The 21,455-nt window shown below is 74.0% G+C and carries 20 protein-coding genes and 2 riboswitches; of the genes, 13 read left to right on the forward strand and 7 right to left on the reverse strand.

Annotated elements, in window-relative coordinates:
• The first annotated feature begins 1 nt into the window (after position 1).
• Both HNR21_RS22490 and HNR21_RS22495 read left to right on the forward strand, forming a co-directional pair.
• A complete protein-coding gene (locus HNR21_RS22490) occupies positions 2-1,036 on the forward strand; it encodes a CU044_5270 family protein (protein ID WP_182708785.1) in 1,035 nt (344 codons plus the stop codon).
• Positions 1,037-1,131: 95 nt separating this feature from the next.
• Positions 1,132-2,163 carry a sulfotransferase family protein gene (locus HNR21_RS22495; protein ID WP_182706748.1) on the forward strand — a complete coding sequence of 344 codons (1,032 nt, stop codon included), beginning with the start codon at positions 1,132-1,134 and terminating at the stop codon, positions 2,161-2,163.
• Between the two features lie 22 nt (positions 2,164-2,185).
• On the opposite strand, the gene HNR21_RS22500 is transcribed toward HNR21_RS22495, so the two are convergent.
• Together HNR21_RS22500 and HNR21_RS22505 are read right to left on the reverse strand one after the other, a co-directional pair.
• Positions 2,186-2,575: an STAS domain-containing protein gene (locus tag HNR21_RS22500; protein WP_119730423.1), complete on the reverse strand. Its 390-nt coding sequence runs from the start codon at positions 2,573-2,575 to the stop codon at positions 2,186-2,188.
• A gap of 168 nt (positions 2,576-2,743) precedes the next feature.
• Complete coding sequence (locus HNR21_RS22505) at positions 2,744-3,721, reverse strand: pectate lyase family protein (protein ID WP_182706749.1); 978 nt, start codon at positions 3,719-3,721, stop codon at positions 2,744-2,746.
• 218 nt (positions 3,722-3,939) lie between these two features.
• Between HNR21_RS22505 and HNR21_RS22510 the strand changes: the two genes are divergently transcribed.
• The 5 genes from HNR21_RS22510 to HNR21_RS22530 all read left to right on the forward strand — a co-directional run bounded on the left by HNR21_RS22510 (position 3,940) and on the right by HNR21_RS22530 (position 8,403).
• A complete protein-coding gene (locus HNR21_RS22510) occupies positions 3,940-5,280 on the forward strand; it encodes a cytochrome P450 (RefSeq protein ID WP_182706750.1) in 1,341 nt (446 codons plus the stop codon).
• A gap of 284 nt (positions 5,281-5,564) precedes the next feature.
• The gene (locus HNR21_RS22515) at positions 5,565-6,104 is read left to right on the forward strand and encodes an FHA domain-containing protein (RefSeq protein WP_119730426.1); all 540 of its coding nucleotides are present in this window, start codon (positions 5,565-5,567) and stop codon (positions 6,102-6,104) included.
• A 109-nt stretch (positions 6,105-6,213) separates the two neighbouring features.
• Positions 6,214-6,948, forward strand: coding sequence for a transcriptional regulator FtsR (gene ftsR / locus HNR21_RS22520; protein WP_182706751.1), 735 nt, complete (start codon positions 6,214-6,216; stop codon positions 6,946-6,948).
• A 124-nt stretch (positions 6,949-7,072) separates the two neighbouring features.
• On the forward strand, positions 7,073-7,543 hold the full coding sequence (locus tag HNR21_RS22525) for a bifunctional nuclease family protein (RefSeq protein WP_119730427.1): 471 nt from the start codon (positions 7,073-7,075) through the stop codon (positions 7,541-7,543).
• Positions 7,544-7,800: 257 nt separating this feature from the next.
• Positions 7,801-8,403: a MerR family transcriptional regulator gene (locus HNR21_RS22530; protein WP_182706752.1), complete on the forward strand. Its 603-nt coding sequence runs from the start codon at positions 7,801-7,803 to the stop codon at positions 8,401-8,403.
• A gap of 106 nt (positions 8,404-8,509) precedes the next feature.
• Here the strand turns inward: HNR21_RS22530 and HNR21_RS22535 are convergent, their stop codons facing one another.
• Positions 8,510-11,026, reverse strand: a complete 2,517-nt coding sequence (locus tag HNR21_RS22535; RefSeq protein WP_182706753.1) for a lysylphosphatidylglycerol synthase transmembrane domain-containing protein — start codon at positions 11,024-11,026, stop codon at positions 8,510-8,512.
• Positions 11,027-11,293: 267 nt separating this feature from the next.
• A riboswitch (glycine riboswitch) is annotated at positions 11,294-11,390 on the forward strand.
• A 1-nt stretch (position 11,391) separates the two neighbouring features.
• Positions 11,392-11,503: riboswitch (glycine riboswitch) on the forward strand.
• Positions 11,504-11,576: 73 nt separating this feature from the next.
• On the opposite strand from HNR21_RS22535, the gene gcvP reads away from it, so the two are divergent.
• The 3 genes from gcvP to HNR21_RS22550 all read left to right on the forward strand — a co-directional run bounded on the left by gcvP (position 11,577) and on the right by HNR21_RS22550 (position 16,312).
• Entirely contained in the window at positions 11,577-14,426 is a 2,850-nt protein-coding gene (gcvP, locus tag HNR21_RS22540; RefSeq protein WP_182706754.1) for an aminomethyl-transferring glycine dehydrogenase, read from the forward strand.
• 108 nt (positions 14,427-14,534) lie between these two features.
• Complete coding sequence (locus HNR21_RS22545; protein WP_182706755.1) at positions 14,535-15,653, forward strand: tetratricopeptide repeat protein; 1,119 nt, start codon at positions 14,535-14,537, stop codon at positions 15,651-15,653.
• A 50-nt stretch (positions 15,654-15,703) separates the two neighbouring features.
• The gene (locus HNR21_RS22550) at positions 15,704-16,312 is read left to right on the forward strand and encodes an alpha/beta hydrolase family protein (RefSeq protein ID WP_182706756.1); all 609 of its coding nucleotides are present in this window, start codon (positions 15,704-15,706) and stop codon (positions 16,310-16,312) included.
• A 112-nt stretch (positions 16,313-16,424) separates the two neighbouring features.
• On the opposite strand, the gene HNR21_RS22555 is transcribed toward HNR21_RS22550, so the two are convergent.
• Complete coding sequence (locus HNR21_RS22555) at positions 16,425-16,628, reverse strand: DUF5999 family protein (RefSeq protein ID WP_119730432.1); 204 nt, start codon at positions 16,626-16,628, stop codon at positions 16,425-16,427.
• Between the two features lie 185 nt (positions 16,629-16,813).
• Positions 16,814-17,398 (reverse strand): TetR/AcrR family transcriptional regulator, encoded by a 585-nt coding sequence (locus HNR21_RS22560; RefSeq protein WP_182706757.1) that lies wholly within the window; start codon positions 17,396-17,398, stop codon positions 16,814-16,816.
• A 133-nt stretch (positions 17,399-17,531) separates the two neighbouring features.
• Between HNR21_RS22560 and HNR21_RS22565 the strand changes: the two genes are divergently transcribed.
• From HNR21_RS22565 to HNR21_RS22575, 3 genes are all read left to right on the forward strand, one after another.
• Entirely contained in the window at positions 17,532-17,960 is a 429-nt protein-coding gene (locus HNR21_RS22565) for a plectin (protein ID WP_119730434.1), read from the forward strand.
• A 158-nt stretch (positions 17,961-18,118) separates the two neighbouring features.
• Entirely contained in the window at positions 18,119-18,781 is a 663-nt protein-coding gene (locus tag HNR21_RS22570) for a maleylpyruvate isomerase N-terminal domain-containing protein (RefSeq protein ID WP_119730435.1), read from the forward strand.
• Between the two features lie 135 nt (positions 18,782-18,916).
• Positions 18,917-20,311, forward strand: coding sequence for an MFS transporter (locus HNR21_RS22575; RefSeq protein WP_182706758.1), 1,395 nt, complete (start codon positions 18,917-18,919; stop codon positions 20,309-20,311).
• A 63-nt stretch (positions 20,312-20,374) separates the two neighbouring features.
• On the opposite strand, the gene HNR21_RS22580 is transcribed toward HNR21_RS22575, so the two are convergent.
• Together HNR21_RS22580 and HNR21_RS22585 are read right to left on the reverse strand one after the other, a co-directional pair.
• The gene (locus tag HNR21_RS22580; RefSeq protein ID WP_119730437.1) at positions 20,375-20,617 is read right to left on the reverse strand and encodes a metallothionein; all 243 of its coding nucleotides are present in this window, start codon (positions 20,615-20,617) and stop codon (positions 20,375-20,377) included.
• A 63-nt stretch (positions 20,618-20,680) separates the two neighbouring features.
• Entirely contained in the window at positions 20,681-21,187 is a 507-nt protein-coding gene (locus HNR21_RS22585; RefSeq protein ID WP_182706759.1) for an NUDIX domain-containing protein, read from the reverse strand.
• Between the last annotated feature and the right edge of the window lie 268 nt (positions 21,188-21,455).

The raw sequence follows: 21,455 nt of genomic DNA on the forward strand, positions 1-21,455 counted from the left end.
GATGACCCGCTTGGAGAACCTGCGCGCCGAGGTCCCGGTGCCGGACCCGGCCGACCTGCGCGCCGAAGAGGAGCGGCTGATGGCCGCCGTCTCCGGGGCCTCCGTCGCGGAACGCCCCGGCCGCCGCGCGTTCCGGCCGCGCCGTGGATCCGTGGTGATGCTGGCCGCGGCGGGCACCGCCCTCGTCCTCGCCGGAGGGACCCTCGCCGTTCGCGGCGACGACCCCTCGCCTCGGCGGCCGGTCGTGCACGTGATGCCCAACGCCTCCGTCGAGGTGCTCGACCGCGCGGCCGACCACGCCCCGCGTACCGAGCTGCGGCCCCGGCCGGGCCAGTACCTGGTCTTCGAGACCGAATCCATGGCCGGCGTCGAGGGCGACGTGGGCGGCGGGGTGTACGGCCGCTACCTGTCCCGGGGGCGCCGGACGACGTGGTGGCCGGTGAACGGCCCGTCGCTGGACGCCGTGGTGCTCGAGACGGTGCTGCCCGCCCGGCCGTACCCGGGATACCCGCTGCCGGCCACCGCGCCCCGCACCGCACGGACCGGCGTGCCCGAGAAGCTGCTGGACTTCGACCAGCGTCCGGAATACCTGCGCACGGACTACGCCTACCTGAGCCGGCTGCCGGCCGATCCCCGGGGCATGTACCGGCACCTGTATACCGGCCTGGGCGACGACGAGGAGGCCCACCGGGAGGCCTGGTCGCGAGTGCTCGGCATGCTCTACGAGGCGTACATGCCGGCGCCGCAGCGGGCCGCGCTGTTCCGCGCCGCCGGGGCCATCCCCGGCGTCACGGTGGTCCGGGACGCCCGGGACGGCACCGGCCGCAAGGGCGTCGCGGCCGCCCGGATCGACCGGCGCGCCGGGACGCGGGTGGAGTACGTCTTCGACCCCAGGACGTACGCGTTCCTCGGCGAGCGGACCGTCGTGGTGGACCCCGCCGTCGCCCGTGCGCCCGCCGGCACCGTGCTGTCCTACGCCACGATGCTCAAGGCGGGCGTCGTCGACAAGGCCCCGATCCCGCGGCCGCGCGATTGACCCGCGCCCGTGGCGCCCGTTCCGCAGCGGGCGCCACGGGACGCCGCCGGACCCCCTCTAGCGGGCGATACGCTGCGCAAGTAGAGTCTGACTGCATGCGTCCGACGAATGACCGGCCCATCTTCGTCGTCGGCTGCCCCCGGTCGGGGACGACCCTGCTGCAGCTGATGCTGCACGCCCATCCGCAGATCGCGATTCCGCCGGAGACCCGGTTCCTGCTGGCCGCCTATGAGGAGCGCACCGGCTTCGGCGATCTGGCCGACCCCGCCAACCGGGAGACGCTGGCGCGGTGGATCACCGACCGCAGGAAGACCCGGTTCGGCGACCTCGGCCTGGACGCCCAGAAGGTGATCGACGAGATCGTCGCCGGACCTGGGACGCTCGGGTCGGCGCTGGGCATCGTGTTCCGCGCGTACGCCCGGCGGTTCGACAAGCCGCGCTGGGGCGACAAGCGGCCCGGCTACTTCCAGTACATCCCGGTGCTGCTGCGGCTGTTCCCCGACGCGCAGATCGTGCACCTGATCCGCGACGGCCGCGACTGCGTCGCCTCGCTCAAGGAGATGCCCTGGTACAAGCTGGACTCCTACCACGCGCTGTCGACCTGGATCGAGGCGATCGACGCCGGCCGCCGCGCCGCCCGCCTGCTCGGCCCCGACTCCTACCACGAGCTGCGCTACGAGGACCTCGTCGACGACCCCGAGCACCAGCTGAGACGGCTGTGCGAGTTCCTCGGCGTCGAGTACGGCCCGCAGATGGCCGAGCCGTCGGCGGTGGCCCCCGAGGCGGTGCCGAGCCGCAAGGTCTGGCACCGGCGCACCCACGAGAGGGTGAGCGCGGCCCGTTCGGGGACCTGGGTGCGGCGGCTGGCGCCCTGGGAGGTCGCGCTGTGCGAGGCGGAGGCCGGCCGGCACCTGCGGTCGCTGGGCTACGAGCTGTCCGGCGCGCCCGCCCCCTCGCCCGCCGACCGCGCCAGGTTCTGGCGGGTGGCGTCCCGGCGGCGGCTGGCGGCGCGCAAGCGGCAGGCCGCCGACCGCCTGCGGCGGCTGCGCGAACCCGGGCCGGTCGCCGCCCTGCTGACCTCCGGGCAGCTGGCCGCGGCCGGGCTGGAGCCGCCCGGCGCCCGCTGAGGCCCCGGCGCGGCCGGGGCGGTCAGCCGGTGGGCCAGGCGGCGATCTCCGCGTCGCTCAGCGGCAGCAGGCACCACCGGGCGTCCTGGTGGGTGGTGCACAGCGGGATGCGCTCGTGCAGCCCGAACGCCCGGAACAGCCCCTCCAGGTACTCGCGCAGCCCCACGACCGCCAGCGGGACGCGCCGCCGCGAGCACTCGCCCTCCACGGCGGAGAACATCCGCAGCGCGCTCCCGTCGCAGAACGCCACGCCGCTCATGTCGACGATGAGCGGGCGGTCCAGCCGGACGAGCAGCCGGCGCAGCCGGCCGTGCAGGTCCGGCACGGTGTGGCAGTCGATCTCGCCGCAGAGCAGCGCGACGGTGTATCCGTCGCACTCCACGACGACCATGTCGACGACGTTGTCCGCCATGGCAGTCCCGATGATCCGATGACCGGTGTCCGTCTTCCGTGGCGCAACAGCATGGCGTGAACGTCGTGAGATGCCAAGGGATATCACGCTCGCGGCATTGAATTCCTTCGCGCCGCGGACCCGGGCGGGCCGGATTCTTCGTCCTTCCCGCCCGGACCGGCCGGTCGTTCAGATCTTTCCGACGCCGGCTCCCGCGGTCACGATGGACTTCACGTCCGGGGCGCCGTCGGGGGTGTAGGAGTAGGGGATCGGGGCGACCAGCGTGGAGTTGCGCGAGGCCGGGGCACCCGAGTTGACCAGGTGGTTGTTGAGCAGCTTGATGTTGCCGGAGGCGGAGTCGCCGGTCTGCGTGACGGTCGGCTTGGAGGTGTTCTCGAAGTAGTTCCGCTCGACGTAGACGCCGGCGTTCTCGGTGGAGGCGACGCCGTAGCTGCCGATTCCGTAGAAGTAGTTGTTCAGCACGTGCACGGGGTTGCCGAACCGCACCCGGGGGTGGCGCTGGTTGGTGCGGTCGAACCAGTTGTGCACGTAGGTGACGCGCAGGTGTCCGCGATCTTCCGCGCCGTTGTCGTCGGAATGTCCGAGCAGGAACGTTTTGTCGTGACCGAAAGCGTGGTTCCAGGACACCGTGATGTAGTCCGAGCCGCGTTTGATGTCGATCAGCCCGTCATAGGCGTCGGTCAGGTCGTTGTGGTCGATCCAGACGTTGGTCGACCGCTCGACGTTGATCGCGTCGTCGGAGGAGCCGCTGAAGGCCAGGTTACGGATGACGACGTTGCGGACGCCGCTCAGGTTCAGCCCGCCGCCGGTGATCCGCCCGGCGGTGCCCACCCCGATGATCGTCTTGTCGGAGGCGACCTTCTGCATCCCCGACAGCCGGACGGTGCCGTTCACCCGGATGACGTACCGGCCGCTCGCGGTGGCGTACCGGACGAAGTCGGTCGCGCCGGTGACCGTCACCGTGGTCCCTCCGGCGCCCCCGGTGGTGCCGCCGTTGAGGCTGGCGTACCCCACCGGGCTGCTCTCGAAGGCGGCGGCCGCCTGCTGCGCCACCTGCCGGACCTGCACGGCCGAGGCGCAGCCGGAGACCGCGAGCGCGAGCGCGGCGCCGCCGCCGATCAGCGCGGCCGAACGCGCGATGGTCATGGGATCCTCCCCTTGCTCGGGTTCGGGTGGTCCAGAAGTCCAGCACGCGCCGCACGGCCGTTGAAGACGCCGGAGGCAACGTTGGGAGCCTCCCCACCGGGGCCCCTGAAAGGGCGGTGAAAGCTCCACAGCCGGGCCGCCCGCCCCGCCGAGGAATGACGGTGCCCCTGCCGGGTAGCGCCGGGGACACCGGCGTTCACCGATCGCGGAGGGGGCACATGAGGCGGACATCCGGCAGGGAAGGCATCAGACGGACCTCGGTCGTCGACACCGTCCGCCTGGGCGGCGCGCTGCTGGCGCCGCGAGGCCCCCGCCCGGCCCTGTGGACCGACCGGCGCGTCCTGCGGCTGCGCCGCCGGTACGGGCCCGGCCCGGTGCGGATCGCGCTGCCCGGCGGCCGCCTGGTGCTGGTGCTGTCGCGGCGCGACGCGCGGCGCGTCCTGACCGGCGGGTCCGCCGAGTTCGCCCCGCCGGACCTCACCGGCGGGGACGGGGTTCCCCCGCACCTGCTGCCCCACCGGGTGCCGTCGCCGCCGGGCGAGGACGCGGTGGAACGCCGCAGCGTCGACGAGGACGTGCTGGACGCCCACCAGCAGGTGCACCGGATCGCCGGGCCGATGATGCTGCGGGTGCAGCGGGAGACGTCGCGGCTGCTGGACGCGGTCGCCGCCGACGGGGAGCTGACGTGGGGCGCCTACGCCGCCGCGTACCGGCGGCTGGCCCGCCGGATCGTGCTCGGCGACTCGGCCCGCGACGACCGGATGCTCACCGACATGTTCGGCGCGCTGCTGGCCGGGACCGCGCCGGGCGCGGGCCGGTTCCGCCGCCGCAGGCCGCCCGCCGCGCTGCAGGACACGTTCCGCCGCCGGTTGCGGATGTACGTCGAACGGGCCGAGCCGGAGAGCCTGGCCGGGCAGCTGGCGCGCAGCCCGGCGGGGGAGGGCGGCGACCCGCTGAGCCAGGTGGCCCGCTGGCTGTCGGGCTTCGGCGCGGCCGGGGTGACGGCGTACCGGACGCTGGTGCTGCTGGCCGCCCATCCCGACCGGCTCGCCCGGGTCCGCGACGAGCTGTCGGGCCTGCACGCCGCCCATCCGCCGAGCCCGGTGTCGGTGCCGTACCTGCGGGCCTGCGTGCTGGAGTCGGCACGGCTGTGGCCGGTCGCCCCGGTGGTCTGGCGGCGCAGCACCGCCGACACCCGGTGGGGGGACCGGGTCCTGGCGGCCGGATCGGCCCTGATGGTGCTGCTGCCGCTGTTCGGCCGGGACCGCGCGACGCTGCCGTACGCCGACCGGTTCGACCCCGACGTCTGGCTGGACGGCCGGGCGGCGGCGGACGGGGCGGTCACGCCGTTCGGGGCGGGCGCCGGGCGGTGCCCGGGGGAGAGCCTGGCGCTGCTGGTGACCACCTCGCTGCTGGCGAGCCTGCTGCGCGGGCACGACCCGCGGCTGCTGCGCCGGCCGCGCGGCCTGAGTCCCGGGCGCCCGCTGCCGCAGGCCCTCGACCACGGCGCGGTGCGGCTGGCCCTGGACCCGCTGCCGGTCCGCGCGTCCGGGCGCTGACCACCGCGATCGTGTGATCTACGATGTAAAGGTGCCGGTCCGGTTCCGGCCAGGTCGCGGCCGCGGGCGGGGACGTCCCGCGCGGCGGCGTGGACCTGCGATCATTGACGAAGTAGCGTGGGGAGTCCCGGGTCCCTGTCTCGGTTGACCCTCCGGGCTCGCCCGGCATAAGTTGCGGCAACCGTCGCGTGACGGGCGGGAGTCGGGAAGAGCAGCGCGGGTCGTCGCGCTCGCGGAACGCGGGCGCGCCGGGGCACGCCGAAGGTAGGAGGCCGAGCCGATCGATGCCGAGCGTCTACTGCACGCAGTGCGGTCACGCCAATCCGGATGATGCCCGCTTCTGCTCCCAGTGCGGCACTCCGCTCACCCGGGGCGGACCGCCGCCCATGCCCCCGCGGGAGTCGCCTGGCGAGTCCACGTCCACCATCTCGATCGCCGGGATCGAGGCCTACGAACCCGACGCCCAGCCCGCCGAGGACACCGGCGCCGACCAGATCGCGGTGGAGCAGCTGCCGCCCGGCACCGCCCTGCTGGTGGTCAAGCGGGGCCCCAACGCCGGCAGCCGGTTCCTGCTGGACAAGGACCGCACCTCGGCCGGCCGCCACCCCGAGAGCGACATCTTCCTCGACGACGTCACCGTCTCGCGGCGGCACGCCGAGTTCGCCCGCCACGGCGGCACCTTCTCGGTCCGCGACGTGGGCAGCCTGAACGGCACCTACGTCAACCGCCGGCGCATCGACCAGGCCGGGCTGTCCGGCGGCGACGAGGTGCAGATCGGCAAGTTCCGGCTGGTGTTCCTCACCAATCCGCAGCACTACGGCTGAGGCCGTCCGCGGCGGGGTGTGACACGGGCGTGAGCGAGCCGCGAACCGAACCGACGGCACGGCGGGCCGGTGGGACCGGCCCGCCGCCGGCGTGCCCGGGAGGAGGCCGGTGAGCGTCCAGCCCGCCCGGCGGACGATGACGATCGGGGACGCGCTGGCGCTGCTGCGGCCCGACTTCCCGGACGTCACCGTCTCCAAGATCCGCTTCCTGGAGGCCGAGGGGCTGATCGAGCCGCAGCGCACCCCCTCCGGGTACCGCAAGTTCACCCCGGCCGACGTGGACCGGCTGCGCTTCATCCTGTCCGCGCAGCGCGACCGCTATCTGCCGCTGCGGGTGATCAAGGAGTACCTGCAGGCCAGGGACCGGGGCGAGGAGGTCGACCCGCCGTGGGCGGCACCGGCCCGGCCGGCGCGGGCGCCGCGCCGCCTGGTCGCCGCCGACGGGGCCGCCGCCGCGCCGGGCGAGGACGTCCCGGACGTCCGGCTGACCCGCCGCCAGTTGCTGGACGGCGCGGCCGCCGACGAGGAGCTGCTGGCCGAGCTGGAGGACGCCGGGCTGGTCCGGCGGACCGGCCGGCACTACGGCGCCGAGGCGCTGGCCGTGACCCGCGCCGCCGCCGCGCTGGGCCGCCACGGCGTGCAGGTGCGGCACCTGCGCGCGGTCAAGGCCGCCGCCGACCGGGAGCTGGGACTGATCGAGCAGGCGGTGGCCCCGCTGCTGCGGCGGCGCGGCCCCGGCGGGCCCGAGGAGGCCGAGCGGACCGCCCGCGCCATCGCCGACCTGCTGGCGCGGGTGCACGCGGCGCTGGTCTGCGCCGGGCTGCGGGAGACCCTGGACCGGTGAACCGCCCGATCCGGCGACGGATCATCGCGCCCGGCGGGGGATCGCCGCCGACCGGAGGGTGTACGTTGGCATAAGGGTCCGTCACGAGCCGATCGAAACAGCCGAGAAGCAGCAGGGAGCCGCTGTGAAGCAGATGGAGGTCGTCGGCGTCCGGGTCGAGATGCCCTCCAACCAGCCGATCGTCCTGTTGAAGGAGACGGCCGGGGATCGGTACCTGCCCATCTGGATCGGCGCCGTGGAGGCCACCGCGATCGCCTTCGCCCAGCAGGGGGTGCTGCCGGCGCGGCCGCTGACCCACGACCTGTTCCGGGACGTCCTGGAGGCGCTCAGCGTCCAGCTGCGCACCGTCAACATCACCGCGCTGCGCGAGGGCATCTTCTTCGCCGACCTGGTGTTCTCCAACGGGGTCGAGGTCAGCGCCCGCCCCTCGGACTCGATCGCCCTGGCGCTGCGCACCGGGGCGACCATCTTCGCCAGCGAGGACGTGCTGGAGGAGGCGGGGGTGGCGATCCCCGACGAGCAGGAGGACGAGGTGGAGAAGTTCCGCGAGTTCCTCAACACCATCTCGCCGGAGGACTTCGGCCGGGCCGGCTGACGACGCGCCCACCGGCCCCCCGCGGACCGGTTCGCTCCTGGCCGTTGATTACGCTGGGGAACGGGGTAAGGGAAGCGATGAGGGCGCCTGCGCGCAGTTTGCCCACGTGAAGCCGGTTCATCCGGGCATGCGACGCGCCGACGCCGAACGTTGACCACACCCTGACCGGCACCTACCGTGCTGGTGGAACACCCGTGGTGTAATTCGTCAAACCCCCTTGACGAAGCGGCACGGGCTGATAGAAGCCGGAGGTCCGCGTGGCGGTGAGCAGCGGCGAGGGCAAGGCGCACTCTGAGCACCCTGACAGGCACGTCGCCTCACAGCGTGCCGGAGAGCAGGGACTGCTGTTCGACACCCAGGTGTCGCCCCCGCCTGAGAACGTCGGTTACCGCGGTCCCACGGCGTGCGCGGCGGCCGGGATCACCTACCGCCAGCTCGACTACTGGGCCCGCACCCAGCTGGTGGAGCCCAGTGTGCGGGCCGCGCACGGCTCGGGCAGCCAGCGGCTGTACAGCTTCCGGGACATCCTGGTGCTCAAGGTCGTCAAACGGCTGCTGGACACGGGCGTGTCCCTGCAGCAGATCCGCACCGCGGTGTCCCATCTGCGCGACCGCGGGGTCAAGGACCTGGCCCAGATCACCCTGATGAGCGACGGCGTGAGCGTCTACGAGTGCACCTCCGCCGACGAGGTGGTGGATCTGCTGGCCGGGGGGCAGGGCGTGTTCGGCATAGCCCTGGGCCGGGTCTGGCAGGAGGTCGAGGGCAGCCTGGCCGAGCTGCCCGCCGAGCGCGCGGTCCGCGATGACGCCCCCCATCCTCATGACGAGCTGGCACGTCGGCGGGTCCGGCGCACCAGCTGAGACACACATCAGACGATCAGTGCCCGCCCCTATACCCGGAAAACCCGGCACATAACCCACAAACGATCATATAGTCCCGGAGGTTCCCCCGAGCCGCCCCCGGCGCTCAGATGATCTCCTTGCGCTGCAGGTACGCGAACGCCCCCCAGCCCGGCAGCACCGGCAGCCAGAACGTCAGCAGCCGGAACAGCAGCACCGCGGAGGTGGCGGTCTCGGCGGGCAGCCCGGAGATGGTCAGCCCCACCGACAGGGCGCCCTCGACCGCTCCCAGCCCGCCGGGGGTGGGCGCCGCCGAACCCAGCGCGTTGGCGGTCAGGAACACCACCACCACCGACGTCCAGGCCAGCTCCCCGCCGAACGCCCGGATCGAGGCGTCCAGGCACAGCACGAAGGACGCGGTCAGCAGCAGCGTCCCGCCGAACCCCGTGATCAGCTTGCGCGGCGACTGCAGCACGTCGGCCAGCCGCGGCAGCACCCCGGAGAACATCGACCGCAGCCGATCGGCGGCCAGCCGGCGGATCGGGGGGACCATCGCCGCGGCGCCGGCCGCCACCGCCACCGCCAGCAGCACGATCACGATCATCCGGGACGGGGCCAGGTTCTCGGTGGCGGTGCCGGTGGAGCCGGTGACGAAGCCGAACAGCACCAGCAGCAGCACGTGCATCGCCAGCCCGATCAGCTGGGAGGCGCTGACGCTGGCCACCGCCGGCCCCGGCCGCACCCCGGCCCGCTGCAGGTAGCGGGTGTTGAGCGCGACGCCGGTGACCGCGGCCGGGGCGACCAGCTTGACGAACGAGGCGGCCAGCTGCACCAGCACGGTCCGCACCAGCGGCAGCCGTTCGGGCACGAACCCCATCAGCATCCAGGCCGCCGCCAGGTAGGAGGCCGCCGCGCCGGCGATCCCCACCAGCACCCACCACCAGTGGGCGTTGGCCACCAGGCCGCCCACGTCGACATCGCTGAGCTGCGGGAAGACGATGTAGGCGGCGATGGTCAGCGCCACGATGCTGACGATGGTGCTCGGCCGGAACCGCTCCAGCCGGACCGGGGCGGCCTCGGTCTCCGGCTCCAGCCGCAGGATCTGCTCGCGGATGCGGGTCAGCAGCTCCCGGTCGTGCCGCAGCGCGGCGCGGGTGCCCCGGTTGAGCGCCACCGGCTGCAGCAGCGGCACCGCGCCGGCCAGGGCGCGGGCGCCCAGCACGGCGGCGGCGGTGCCGACCGACCGTTCGGCGCCCACCCGCAGCGCCAGCGTGGTCAGCAGCTGCGCCAGGTCCAGCCGCAGCAGCAGGTCGTTGGCGGCGGTCTCCCCGGCGCGCAGATCGACGATCCAGGCGGCGCCGGAGTCGTCGCGCAGGACCGACCCCTGCTCCAGCCGCCGGTGCGCCAGCCGCGCCTCCTGCATCAGCCCGAACTGCCGCCACAGGTCGGTGAGGAACTCGTCGGTCAGCTCCGCGTCGTCGAGGGCGTCCAGGGTCCGGCCGGGGACGTGCTCGTAGGCCAGCAGCGCCGCCTCGGTGCCCACCTCGCAGGTGCCCAGCAGCTGCGGGGTGCGCGCGCCGGCGGCGTGCAGCGCGTACGCCATCAGCGACTCCTGCTCCAGCGACCGCCGCAGCGACCGGACCGCGCGGCGGGTGGAGCGGTCGCGCAGCCGCACCAGCCGCCACACCCGGTACAGCATCCCGGCGGTCTGCTGGTCGCGGTCCAGGACGGTGACCTCCAGCCGCCACTCGGCGTCCGGATGCGGCGGGTCGCCGAGCCGCCGGCCGTCCTCCACGGCGACGCCGTACCGGCGGACGTCGTCGCGGTCGGGCAGCCGCCGGGCGCGCACCGGCCGCAGCCCCAGCCGGCCCAGCGCGGCCAGCACCGCGGCGCCGGGCGGCCGCGGGTTGGGGGCGCCGACCGCGTACAGCGTGCCGTAGCCGATCGCGCGGCCCAGGAAGTAGGTGGCTGCCAGCGCCGACACCGAGGCGTACTGGGCGGTCAGCCCGGTCAGCGCGGCCAGCCCGATCATCGTCCAGATCGCCGCCTGCCAGCGCGGCCGGCCGGCCGTCCCCACCGCGGTGACGAACGCGATCACCGGGGTGATGTCGGTGTGCAGCGGCGCGGTCCGCGAGCCGCCCCAGATCAGCGAGTCCAGCACCCCGCCGGGCGCGGCCGGGATCTCCCAGCCGTCCAGCAGCACGGTGAGCGCGAACGCGATCACCGCGGCCAGCAGGCCCACCGCCACCCGCAGCCCCTCGCGGCGCAGCAGCCGTTCGACGGCGAACGCCACCGGCACCGCCAGCACCCCGAAGCTGGACACCAGGGTGGCCAGGCCGAGCAGCACGTGCGGGGCCCGCTCGGTGCCCTCCCGGATGTCGGTCTGCAGCCCTTGGGTGGTGCCCTGGGCGATGTTGACCAGCAGCAGCACCCCGGCCACCCCGGCCACCGAGGCGGCGAACCGGATCGCGTCGCCGGGCCGGCGGATCCGGCGCGGCAGCGACGGCTCGTCCACCGTCGCCGCGGCGGCCGGGGTCGGCTCGGCCGGTTCCGGCCGCTGCGCCCGGGGCTCCCGCCCGCCGGGCTCGCCGGGAGCGGTGCCGGCCTGCCGCCGGTCCACCGCGTTGTCGTGAGTCGGTGTCACGTGACACCGCCGTCCGGACACTTCATCGTGATCAGCGTCCCAGAACCGGGCGCGACGCGTCGAGGGCCCCTCGTCGGCTCCACTGCACCAACCCCCAGCCCCGTCCCGCGGCCGGAGCGGCCTGGGGTCCCCGTCGTGTTGTCGGGGGCCATCGTAGCGGTCGGCAAAGCGTGTGCATCCCCACGTCGACCTGCGTTTTCCGTCTCGAGGCGGGACCGTTGTGATCGCTTGGCCCAGGGGTTGAGTACAGTGGCGGAGGTAGCCGTCAAACCCCGCGCGGGAGAGACCTCGCGCCGCAGGGCGCGGGGCGCCGAAGGGGCAACCCTCCCCGGAACCTCTCAGGCAAAAGGACCGTGCGGGGAAGGCATCTCTGGAAAGCAGGCGTGTTCCCGGTGCGAACGGGGAACGGCGTCTCACCGAAGGTGCAAGCCCGCCGCCCGGCGGGTGAAGCTCTCAGGTGCAGATGACAGAGGGGGAGACGGCCGGCGGGCCCGCCCGCGGGCCGGACCACTGCGACAGCCCGCGCCGCAGCCCAGGAGGCTCCCCAGCCATGACGACAGCCCACACCACGTTCGCCGACCGGCACATCGGACCCTCGCCGGACGACCACGCCCGGATGCTGGAGCGGATCGGCTACAGCGACATCGACGCGCTGGTCGCCGACGCCGTTCCCGCCGCGATCCGCACCGGCCGGCCGCTGGCGCTGCCCGCCGCGCTGGACGAGAGCGCCGCGCTGGCCCGGCTGCGCGAGATCGCCTCCCGCAACACGGTGCTCACCTCGATGATCGGCCTGGGCTACCACGGCACGATCACCCCCGGCGTGATCCTGCGCAACGTGCTGGAGAACCCGGGCTGGTACACCGCCTACACCCCCTACCAGCCGGAGATCTCCCAGGGCCGGCTGGAGGCGCTGCTGAACTTCCAGACCGTGGTGGCGGACCTGACCGGGCTGCCGGTGGCCAACGCCTCGATGCTGGACGAGGGCACCGCCGCCGCCGAGGCGATGGCGCTGGCGCACCGGGTGTCCAAGGCCAAGGAGCCGGGCGCGTTCCTCATCGACGCCGACGTCCTGCCGCAGACCATCGAGGTGGTGCGGACCCGCGCGGCGGCGCTCGGCATCGCCGTCGAGGTCGCCGACCTGTCGGAGGGCCTGCCCGAGCGCGACGGCTGCTTCGGGGTCCTGCTGCAGTACCCGGGGGCCGGCGGCGCGGTCCGCGACCTGGCCCCGGTGATCGCCCAGGCCAAGGAGCGCGGCGCCCAGGTGGTGGTGGCCGCCGACCTGCTGGCGCTGACGCTGCTGCGCCCGCCGGGCGAGCTGGGCGCCGACATCGCGGTGGGCTCCTCGCAGCGGTTCGGCGTCCCGTACGGCTTCGGCGGCCCGCACGCCGGCTACATGGCGGTCCGCGAGGGCATCCAGCGGCAGCTGCCCGGCCGGCTGGTCGGGGTGTCGGTGGACGCCGACGGCCGCCAGGCGTACCGGCTGGCGCTGCAGACCCGCGAGCAGCACATCCGCCGGGAGAAGGCCACCAGCAACATCTGCACCGCGCAGGTGCTGCTGGCGGTGATGGCCGGGATGTACGCCGTCTACCACGGCCCGGAGGGGCTGCGGGCGATCGCCGAGCGGGTGCACGGGCACGCCCGCACGCTGGCCGAGGGGCTGCGGTCCGGCGGCGTGCAGATCGTTCACGACGTGTTCTTCGACACCGTCCTGGCCCGGGTGCCGGGCCGCGCCGCCGAGGTCGTCGGGGCGGCCCTGGAGCGCGGGATCAACCTGCGTCCGGTCGACGCCGACCACGTGGGGATCGCCTGCGACGAGACCACCACCGCCGAGCACGTCACGCGGGTGCTGGAGGCGTTCGGGATCGAGGGGCCCGGCGGGCCCGCGCCGGCCGGGGACCTGCTGGAGGGGCTGCGGCGCGACAGCGTCTACCTGACCCACCCGGTGTTCCACGCCCACCGGTCCGAGACCGCGATGCTGCGTTACCTGCGCCGGCTGCAGGACAAGGACCTGGCGCTGGACCGCACGATGATCCCGCTGGGCTCGTGCACGATGAAGCTCAACGCCACCACCGAGATGGAGCCGATCACCTGGCCGGAGTTCGCGAACATCCACCCGTTCGCGCCGATCGACCAGGCCCGCGGCTACCTGGAGCTGATCGGCGAGCTGGAGGGCTGGCTGGCCGAGATCACCGGCTACGCCAAGGTCTCGGTGCAGCCCAACGCCGGTTCGCAGGGCGAGCTGGCCGGGCTGCTGGCGATCCGCGGCTACCACGCCTCCCGCGGCGAGGAGCACCGCAACGTCTGCCTCATCCCGTCCTCGGCGCACGGCACCAACGCCGCCAGCGCCGCGATGGCCGGGATGCGGGTCGTGGTGGTCAAGTGCGACTCCGGCGGCAACATCGACCTGGACGACCTGCACGCCAAGATCGCCCAGCACGGCGCGAACCTCGCCGCGATCATGGTCACCTACCCGTCCACCCACGGGGTGTTCGAGGAGACCATCGTCGAGGTGTGCAAGGCCGTGCACGACGCCGGCGGGCAGGTGTACGTGGACGGCGCCAACCTCAACGCCCTGGTCGGCCTGGCCCGGCTCGGCGAGATCGGCTCCGACGTCTCGCACCTGAACCTGCACAAGACGTTCTGCATCCCGCACGGCGGCGGCGGCCCGGGCGTCGGCCCGGTCGGCGTGGCCGAGCACCTGGTGCCGTTCCTGCCCAGCCACCCGCTGCGCCCGGAGGCCGGGCCGGCCGACACCGGCGTCGGCCCGATCTCGGCGGCCCCGTGGGGCTCGGCGGGGATCCTGCCGATCTCCTGGGCCTACATCGCGATGATGGGCCCCGACGGGCTCCGCGAGGCCACCGAGGGCGCCATCCTGGCCGCCAACTACGTGGCCCGGCGGCTGGCCCCGCACTACCCGATCCTGTACACCGGGCGGAACGGGCTGGTCGCGCACGAGTGCATCGCCGACCTGCGCAAGATCACCAAGGAGACCGGGATCACCGCCGAGGACGTGGCCAAGCGGCTGATCGACTACGGCTTCCACGCCCCGACCCTGTCGTTCCCGGTGGCCGGCACCCTGATGATCGAGCCGACCGAGAGCGAGGACCTGGCCGAGCTGGACCGGTTCTGCGACGCGATGATCCAGATCCGCCGGGAGATCGCCCGGGTCGCCGACGGCACCTACGACCGCGCCGACAACCCGCTCAAGAACGCCCCGCACACCGCCGAGCACCTGGCCGCCGACTCCTGGAAGCACCCCTACGGCCGGGAGGAGGCCGCCTACCCGCTGCCGTCGCTGCGCGAGGCCAAGTACTGGCCGCCGGTCCGCCGCATCGACCAGGCGTACGGCGACCGCAACCTGGTGTGCGCCTGCCCGCCCCCGGAGGCCTTCGAGGACTGAGATCGTTTTCCGGTGGAACGCCGGGCACGCCCCGGCGTTTCACCGGGTCTTCCGGCCCCTGCTGGGTAGGGTTTCAGGGACTTGTCGGCCCACCCCCCGGAAGGCACCATGAGCACGACCCCGGACGAGGCGACCGCAGATCCGTCGCTGCTGTGCGAGGAGGCCCGCCGGCTCGCCGAGGGCGGTGAGCCGGAGGCGGCCGCCCGGTTGTTCGAGCAGGTCCTGAGGATGGGGGAGGGGCCGCACCGGGCGCGGGCCGCGCTCGGGCTGGCGGTCGTGCTCGACGACGTCGGGGACGTGGCGGGGGCCCGGGACGCCGACTGGATCGCCATCGGCACCGAGGACCCCGAGTACGGGCCGCGCGCCGCCTACCACCTGGCGCTGCTGCACGAGCGCGCGGGGGAGCGCGACGAGGCCGCCCGGGCCTGGCGGACGGTGGTGGACTTCGGCAACCCCGGCTACCTGCCGCCCGCGCTGCTGGCGCTGGCGCAGCTCGCCGACGAGGACGGCGACTTCGAGACCGCCCGCGGCTGGTGGGAGCGGGTGATCGAGACCGGCAACCCGCAGTACGCCCCGGTCGCCGCGCACGACCTGGCGCAGCGGCTGCTGGAACGCGGCGAGCCGGCCCGGGCGCAGCGGGTGCTGACCGCGGCGCTGCGGATGATCGACCGGGAGACCTCCCCGTACGCCTACGCCCGGCTGGCCACCGCGATCGGCATCGCCTACCTGGACCAGGCGATCGGGGCGTTCCGGACGGTGCTGGAGGACGAGGAGGCCGCCACCGACCCGGAGGTGGGGCCGCTGGCGACCGAGCTGCTGGCGCGGACGCTGCCGTTGCGCGGCCGCGCCGAGGAGGCCGGCGAGGTGTGGGCGCAGGGGCTGACCCGGTCCGCCGTCGCCGGGCAGGTCCGGGCCAGGCTGCGCCGCGGGTTCGGGGAGCGCGACGAGGACGCCGAGATCCCCTGGTGGGAGCCGGTGGTGGAGTCGGCGGTGGCCGACGGGAGCCTGCCCGCCCTGACCGGCGAGGTGTTCGGCGCGCTCGACCACATCTACGCGCTGGCCGCGCTGCGCCACGTCCAGGGACCGGCCGGTGATCCCGCCGAGACGCACCAGGTGCTCGGCGAGGCGATCCGGGTCCCCGACGACTACTGGTGGGGCGGGCTGCTGCACGAGAGCTTCGACGACCGGGCCCGCCGCGCCCTGGGCCCCGACACGCCCGAGCGCTGACCCGGCGGGCCGGGTGCCGGGGACGGACCGGCCGCCGTTAGCGTGGCCCCATGCGGATCATGACGGCGCACGGGCCCGCCGAGGTCACCCTGGACGAACCGGGCGACCCGGCGTTCTGGCTGGTGCTGACGCACGGCTCGAACGGGGGAGTGCAGGCCCCCGACCTGCTGGCGGTGCGCGCGGCGGCGCTCGGGCTCGGCGGCGCGGTGGCGCGGGTCGTGCAGCCGTTCCGGCTGGCGGGGCGGCGCGCCCCCGGCTCACCGGTCAAGCAGGACGAGGCGTGGCTCGAGGTGATCGGCGCGCTGCGCGACCGGATCGGCGGCCTGCCGCTCGTCCAGGGCGGCCGCAGCAACGGCGCGCGGGTGGCCTGCCGCACCGCCCGCGCCGCGGGCGCCGCCGGGGTGGTGGCGCTGGCGTTCCCGCTGTGTCCGCCGCGCCGGCCCGGGGTCTCCCGCGCCGGCGAACTGCGCACCGCCGGGACGGAGGTGCTGGTGGTCAACGGGGACCGGGATCCGTTCGGGATCCCCGACCCGGCCGACGCCACGCAGGTGACGGTGCTGCCGGGCGAACGGCACGACCTCGACAGGAACCCGGCCGCGGTTGGCGCCGCGGTGGAGCCGTGGCTGCGCCGCTGGGCCCGGATCGGCGCCCCGGCGTGAACGGGCGGACACGCGCGTGAGCCGATCCCGGGCCGGGTGGCCCGGGATCGGGCAGGCGGCTGTGCCCCCGAAGTGATCACTGCGTTGAACAGGCCCCCGTCGTGGAGACCGCTCAGACCGCGGGCGTGGCCGACCTTGCGATCGGGCGCTGCGGGGCGATGACCTCCCCGTCGGGCAGCAGCTCACCGGTGTCCTCGAAGACCACCACGCCGTTGCACAGCAGGCTCCACCCCTGTTCGGGATGGCGGGCCAGCGTGCGGGCGGCGTCGCGGTCGGGGGCGTCGTGGGGCGGACAGGGCGGCTGGTGCGGGCACATCGGCGTGCCTCCGGGTTCGACTACTCGCGGATGTTCGGAACTGTCTCCTTGGACGTTCACCAGTTTGCTGTGGTTCAGGTCACCGCGACATAGCCCGTTGGGACGATGTTGATCTGACACCTTCCTACCGCCGGACTAGCCACGACCGGCTCCCCGGCACCGCCCGGACGGGTGCCCGGCCCGGCTCAGCGGGGGTTCTGGGCGGCCAGCCCGGTGAGGACCAGCTCCAGCCCGGCGGTGAAGCGGGCCTGCCAGTCCACCGCCTCCTCGCCGGCGGCCTCGCCCCGCACCTCCAGGGCGGCGTGCCCGATGACGTAGCCGAGCAGGGCGTGCGCGCCGTCGGCGGCGGCGCGTTCGGGCAGCCCGGCCAGCCGCAGGATCTCCCGCAGGGACGCGGTGGTGGAGGCCAACGCCGCGGGGTTGCGCCGGGTCACCACCAGCGGCAGCACCCCGGCGTGCTCCAGCAGCCGGGCGCGGTAGTCGCCGGCCCAGCCGCGCAGTGCCGCCCGCCAGTCGGCGGCCCGGCCGGTCCGGCCGATCTGCGCGGGGTGCACCGCGACATGGGCGACCAGCCCGTCCAGCAGCTCCTCCTTGCCGCGCGGCAGATGGTGGTAGATCGCCATCGCCTCGACCTCGAGGGCGTCGCCGAGCCGCCGCATGGTGAGCCGGCCGAGTCCCTGGCCGTCCACGATGCGCAGCGCCGCCTCGATGATGCGTTCGCGGGTGAGCGGCGGGCGGTTCTGGGCCGCCACGCTGGGCTGTCTGACCATGGCTGCACCTTACTGCGTAAAGGCACGGGCCGGTAGAGATCCCGTCCGACGCGGTGCCCCCGCCCCCGGGAAAGCGGCCATGCGCGTACCCTGTCCTCCGGAAACGACCGCAGCGAGAGGAAGGACCCCCGCCATGCCGCTGGGCCGCCGGATGACCAAGGATGTCATGGAGCGGTACGCCGCCGATCAGGAGCTGGCCGGCACCTACCGCGACCGGCTGGCGGACGCGGTGCGGGCCGAGGACGCGTTCCGGCGGGCGCAGGCCGAGGGCGCGGCCCGGCCCACCGAGGAACTGCGGGCGCTGGCGGTCGAGCTGGACCGGGCGCTGACCGAGGCGCTGCGCGCCGCCGAGGCCGCCGAGCGGGTGGCGATGGGCCCCAAGACTTACGCCCCGCAGGACGCCAAGGACCCGGCCAAGGCCCGCCGCGCCGCCGAGATCGCCCGGCGCAAGGCCAAGGCCCGCACCAGTGTGCGGCCGTGGACCGACGAGGTGGACCGGCTGCGCACCGCCCGCGAGGCGCACCGGCTGACCTTCCGGGTCGGGCGCGGCGTGGCGGCCTGACGGCGGGCGGCGCGGACCGGCCCGGGGAACGGGTGCCACGGCGGGTGGCACCCGGGCCGGAACTTTGAGACCCTACGCACTCGAGGATGCGCCGGGATCGCCGCGAGCCAGACGATGCGGTGGCGCATCGGTGAACAGTCGGGGGACGGGGAGATCCATTGGAGGGCACGCCGCCAGATAGGCATCGCCTGCTGGAGTCCTACCAGGACGGGGTCCAGGCGATCCGGGGGCTGGCCGCGCAGGTCGAGGACTGGTCGGTGCCGACCCCCTGTACCGAGTGGACGGCGCTGGACCTGGCCGGGCACCTGCGCTGCGTGGCCGAGAACCAGCTGGAGTACCTGCAGGACGCGCCCGACAGCCGGCTGGCCAAGCTGTTCGCGCAGAACGCGCCGTCGGCGGTGCTGATCCGCCAGCAGGCCCGGCAGAACGCCGCCGAGCTGGCGGTGCTGCCGGCCGAGTCCGGCCCGGAACGGATCATGTCGTTCACCGTGTCGGCCGGGGCGTACGCCGACCTGATGCCGGACGCCTGGGACCGCACCCACCTGATCTACCGGGGCACCAAGTACACCGTGGGCGACCACGCGGGCGCGGCCTGCGTGGAGTGGCACCTGCACGCGTGGGACCTGGCCAGGGCCATCGGCCTGGACTACCGGCCGCGCGACCCGGAGGTCCTGGTGCCCGCCTGGCACTGGGGGGTGCCGCACCTGCCGCTCACCGGGGGCGACCCGTGGGAGTCGGTGCTGCGCTCGTCGGGACGCTCACCGCGCTGGCCCGACGTCGATGAGACCCGGCGGACGAGGCGTTTCGTTCGGGCCAGGTGACGATCCGGCGTCGGTTTCACACCGGGGGGTTGCGTCTGTGCGGAGGATGTATCACTGCGGGTACACCGACGGGCGTCCCGTGTAACCCGCCGTTCCTAGCGTCCAGGTGTCCACTCGACATCTGGAGGCAGCGCAATGACGGTTCTGACCGGGCCCGAGGAGGCCCGCACGGCCGCCGCGGTCCCGAAAGGCGGCCGCTGGATCGACCACTGGGAACCGGACGACGAGCAGTTCTGGGCACGGATCGGTCGCCGGGTCGCCGCCCGCAACCTGGCCTGGTCGATCCTGACCGAGCACCTCGGGTTCTGCGTCTGGCTGCTGTGGAGCATCGCCGTCCTCAACCTGAGCTCGGTGGGGATGCAGCTGTCGGTCGGGCAGACCCTGTGGCTGACCACGCTGCCCAACCTGGTCGGCGCGGCGATGCGCATCCCGTACACCTTCGCGCCGGCCCGGTTCGGCGGCCGCAACTGGACGATCGTCAGCGCGCTGCTGCTGCTGATCCCGTGCGGGCTGTTCGTGTACGCGATCGAGAACCCCGACATCCCGTTCTGGGTGCTGCTGGTCATCGCGGCGACCACCGGTCTGGGCGGCGGCAACTTCGCCTCCTCGATGGCCAACATCACGCACTTCTACCCGACCGGCAAGCAGGGCCTGCCGCTGGGCCTGAACGCCGCCGGCGGGAACCTGGGCACCAGCGTCACCCAGCTGGCGATGCCGCCGCTGATCGTGGCGTTCGGGCTGGTCGCGGTCGGCTGGGTGTGGATGCCGCTGGTCCTGCTGGCCGCCACGGGCGCGTACTTGTTCATGAACAACCTGCGCAAGGCGACCTCGGCCTACACCGTCCGCGAGATGGGCGCCATCGCCCGCAAGCCGCAGACGGTCATCATGTCGGTGCTGTACATCGGCACGTTCGGGTCGTTCATCGGCTACTCGTTCTCCTTCGGGGTGCTGATCAAGTCGCAGTTCCCCGACATCAAGGGCGCCGACTACATCTGGCTGGGCGCGTTCGCCGGGTCGCTGGCCCGCCCGCTGGGCGGCTGGCTGGCCGACCGGTTCGGCGGCGCCAGGGTCACCGCGGTGGACTTCCTGCTGATGGCGCTGGGCATCGGGGCGGTGGCGATGGCGGTGCGGGCCGGCAGCTGGCCGGTGTTCCTGGCGGCGTTCCTGTTCGTGTTCATCACCACCGGCATCGGCAACGGCTCGACCTACAAGATGATCCCGGCGATCTTCAGGGCCAAGGCGATGGAGGGGGTCGACCCGGCGGACGGGCCGGCCGTGGAGCGGGCGCTGACCAGGGCGCGGCGCAACGCGGCGGCGGCGATCGGGATCACCTCGGCGGTGGGCGCGTTCGGCGGCGTGCTGGTCCAGCAGGCGTTCCGGATCTCGCTGGAGCAGACCGGCGGGATCGGCCCGGCGCTGGTGGGGCTGACCGTCTTCTACGCCCTGTGCATGACCCTCACCTGGGCGGTCTACCTGCGGAAGGTGCGCATCGGGGAGACCCGGATGAGCCTGGCGCAGGCCGGGGTGTGACGGAGGGCGTGCCGAAGCGGCGCCGGCGGGCGGGCCCGCCGGCGCCGCTCGTCGTCGGCGCCGTCAGACGTGGTCGGCGACCAGATCGGCCTGCTGCGGGTGCTCGGCGCGGGCGCAGTGGGCGCAGCAGTACCAGTGGCGGTCGACCTCCACGCCGTGGCCGAGGATCCGGCAGGAACAGTGCTCGCAGATCGGGGCCATCTTGGTGATGGCGCATTCGAACGAGTCGAACGTGTGCACCGCGCCCTGCGCGTGGATCTCGAAGGACAGCTCGTAGTCGTTTCCGCAGACCTCGCATGTGGCCATGGCGGTATCTCCCCCCGGTTCGCCGGCCGTACGCGGTGCCACCTACCCGCCGGGGGCGGGCCTCTACCGCCCCCCGCCAGGTGACCGGGCCGGGCCGAAGGCAGGCTCGTACCCGTCCTCCAGGTAGACCGTGCGGCCCTCGGCGAGACCGCGCAGGCTGGGCGCCATCCGCCGGGCGATGTGCGGGGCGGCCAGCTCGGCGACCTTGTCCGGGGCGACCAGCACGTGGTCGGACAGCTCGTCGGCGGGCAGCCGGATGCCGCCGACCTCCTCGGCGGTGATGCCGCCGCCGAACACGAACACGTTGACCGCGTCCACGCCCTCACGGGGCGGCCCCCAGTCCACGCAGGCCAGCCCGTCGAGCCGGGGGACGAAGCCGAGCTCCTCCTCGCATTCGCGGATGCAGGCGGCCAGCGGGGACTCGCCCTCCTCGATCACTCCGCCCGGCAGGAACCAGCCCTCCTTGTAGGTGGGCTTGACCAGCAGCACCCGGCCGAGATCGTCCAGCAGCAGGGCGGCGGCGGCGCCCCGGGTGCGGGGCAGGGAGGCGTAGTAGGCGGTGTCGGGCATGCAGACGAGGCTAAGGCGTGCGCGAAGGCCCCCTCCGGGGCGTCCGTCCGCAATCTGGCCCGGTGCCGGGAGGGGCCGTCGATCCGTTCGAGGCGGCGGCGCCGGGCGCCGAATACGGCCGTGACCGGCGGTGAGAACAGCGAAGACGCGGTCGTGCCCCGGGGCGTTCGCGGGCCGGTGCGGGGCATCTGGCTGGACCGTGCCACGCCGGGCTCTGACCTCGCCGAACGCGACTCGGTGAAGCGCTTTTAACATCCGGGACACAGCC

This window comes from Thermomonospora cellulosilytica, assembly GCF_014138835.1.
Lineage (GTDB): Bacteria > Actinomycetota > Actinomycetes > Streptosporangiales > Streptosporangiaceae > Thermomonospora > Thermomonospora amylolytica.

Coding starts and splice junctions, on each gene's coding strand:
- HNR21_RS22545 (WP_182706755.1), top strand. CDS start 14,535: ATGAGCACGACCCCGGACGAGGCGACCGCAGATCCGTCGCTGCTGTGC.
- HNR21_RS22565 (WP_119730434.1), top strand. CDS start 17,532: ATGCCGCTGGGCCGCCGGATGACCAAGGATGTCATGGAGCGGTACGCC.
- HNR21_RS22575 (WP_182706758.1), top strand. CDS start 18,917: ATGACGGTTCTGACCGGGCCCGAGGAGGCCCGCACGGCCGCCGCGGTC.
- HNR21_RS22490 (WP_182708785.1), top strand. CDS start 2: ATGACCCGCTTGGAGAACCTGCGCGCCGAGGTCCCGGTGCCGGACCCG.
- HNR21_RS22495 (WP_182706748.1), top strand. CDS start 1,132: ATGCGTCCGACGAATGACCGGCCCATCTTCGTCGTCGGCTGCCCCCGG.
- HNR21_RS22555 (WP_119730432.1), bottom strand. CDS start 16,628: ATGTGCCCGCACCAGCCGCCCTGTCCGCCCCACGACGCCCCCGACCGC.
- HNR21_RS22515 (WP_119730426.1), top strand. CDS start 5,565: ATGCCGAGCGTCTACTGCACGCAGTGCGGTCACGCCAATCCGGATGAT.
- HNR21_RS22585 (WP_182706759.1), bottom strand. CDS start 21,187: ATGCCCGACACCGCCTACTACGCCTCCCTGCCCCGCACCCGGGGCGCC.
- gcvP (WP_182706754.1), top strand. CDS start 11,577: ATGACGACAGCCCACACCACGTTCGCCGACCGGCACATCGGACCCTCG.
- HNR21_RS22560 (WP_182706757.1), bottom strand. CDS start 17,398: ATGGTCAGACAGCCCAGCGTGGCGGCCCAGAACCGCCCGCCGCTCACC.
- HNR21_RS22580 (WP_119730437.1), bottom strand. CDS start 20,617: ATGGCCACATGCGAGGTCTGCGGAAACGACTACGAGCTGTCCTTCGAG.
- HNR21_RS22550 (WP_182706756.1), top strand. CDS start 15,704: ATGCGGATCATGACGGCGCACGGGCCCGCCGAGGTCACCCTGGACGAA.
- HNR21_RS22500 (WP_119730423.1), bottom strand. CDS start 2,575: ATGGCGGACAACGTCGTCGACATGGTCGTCGTGGAGTGCGACGGATAC.
- HNR21_RS22510 (WP_182706750.1), top strand. CDS start 3,940: ATGAGGCGGACATCCGGCAGGGAAGGCATCAGACGGACCTCGGTCGTC.
- HNR21_RS22505 (WP_182706749.1), bottom strand. CDS start 3,721: ATGACCATCGCGCGTTCGGCCGCGCTGATCGGCGGCGGCGCCGCGCTC.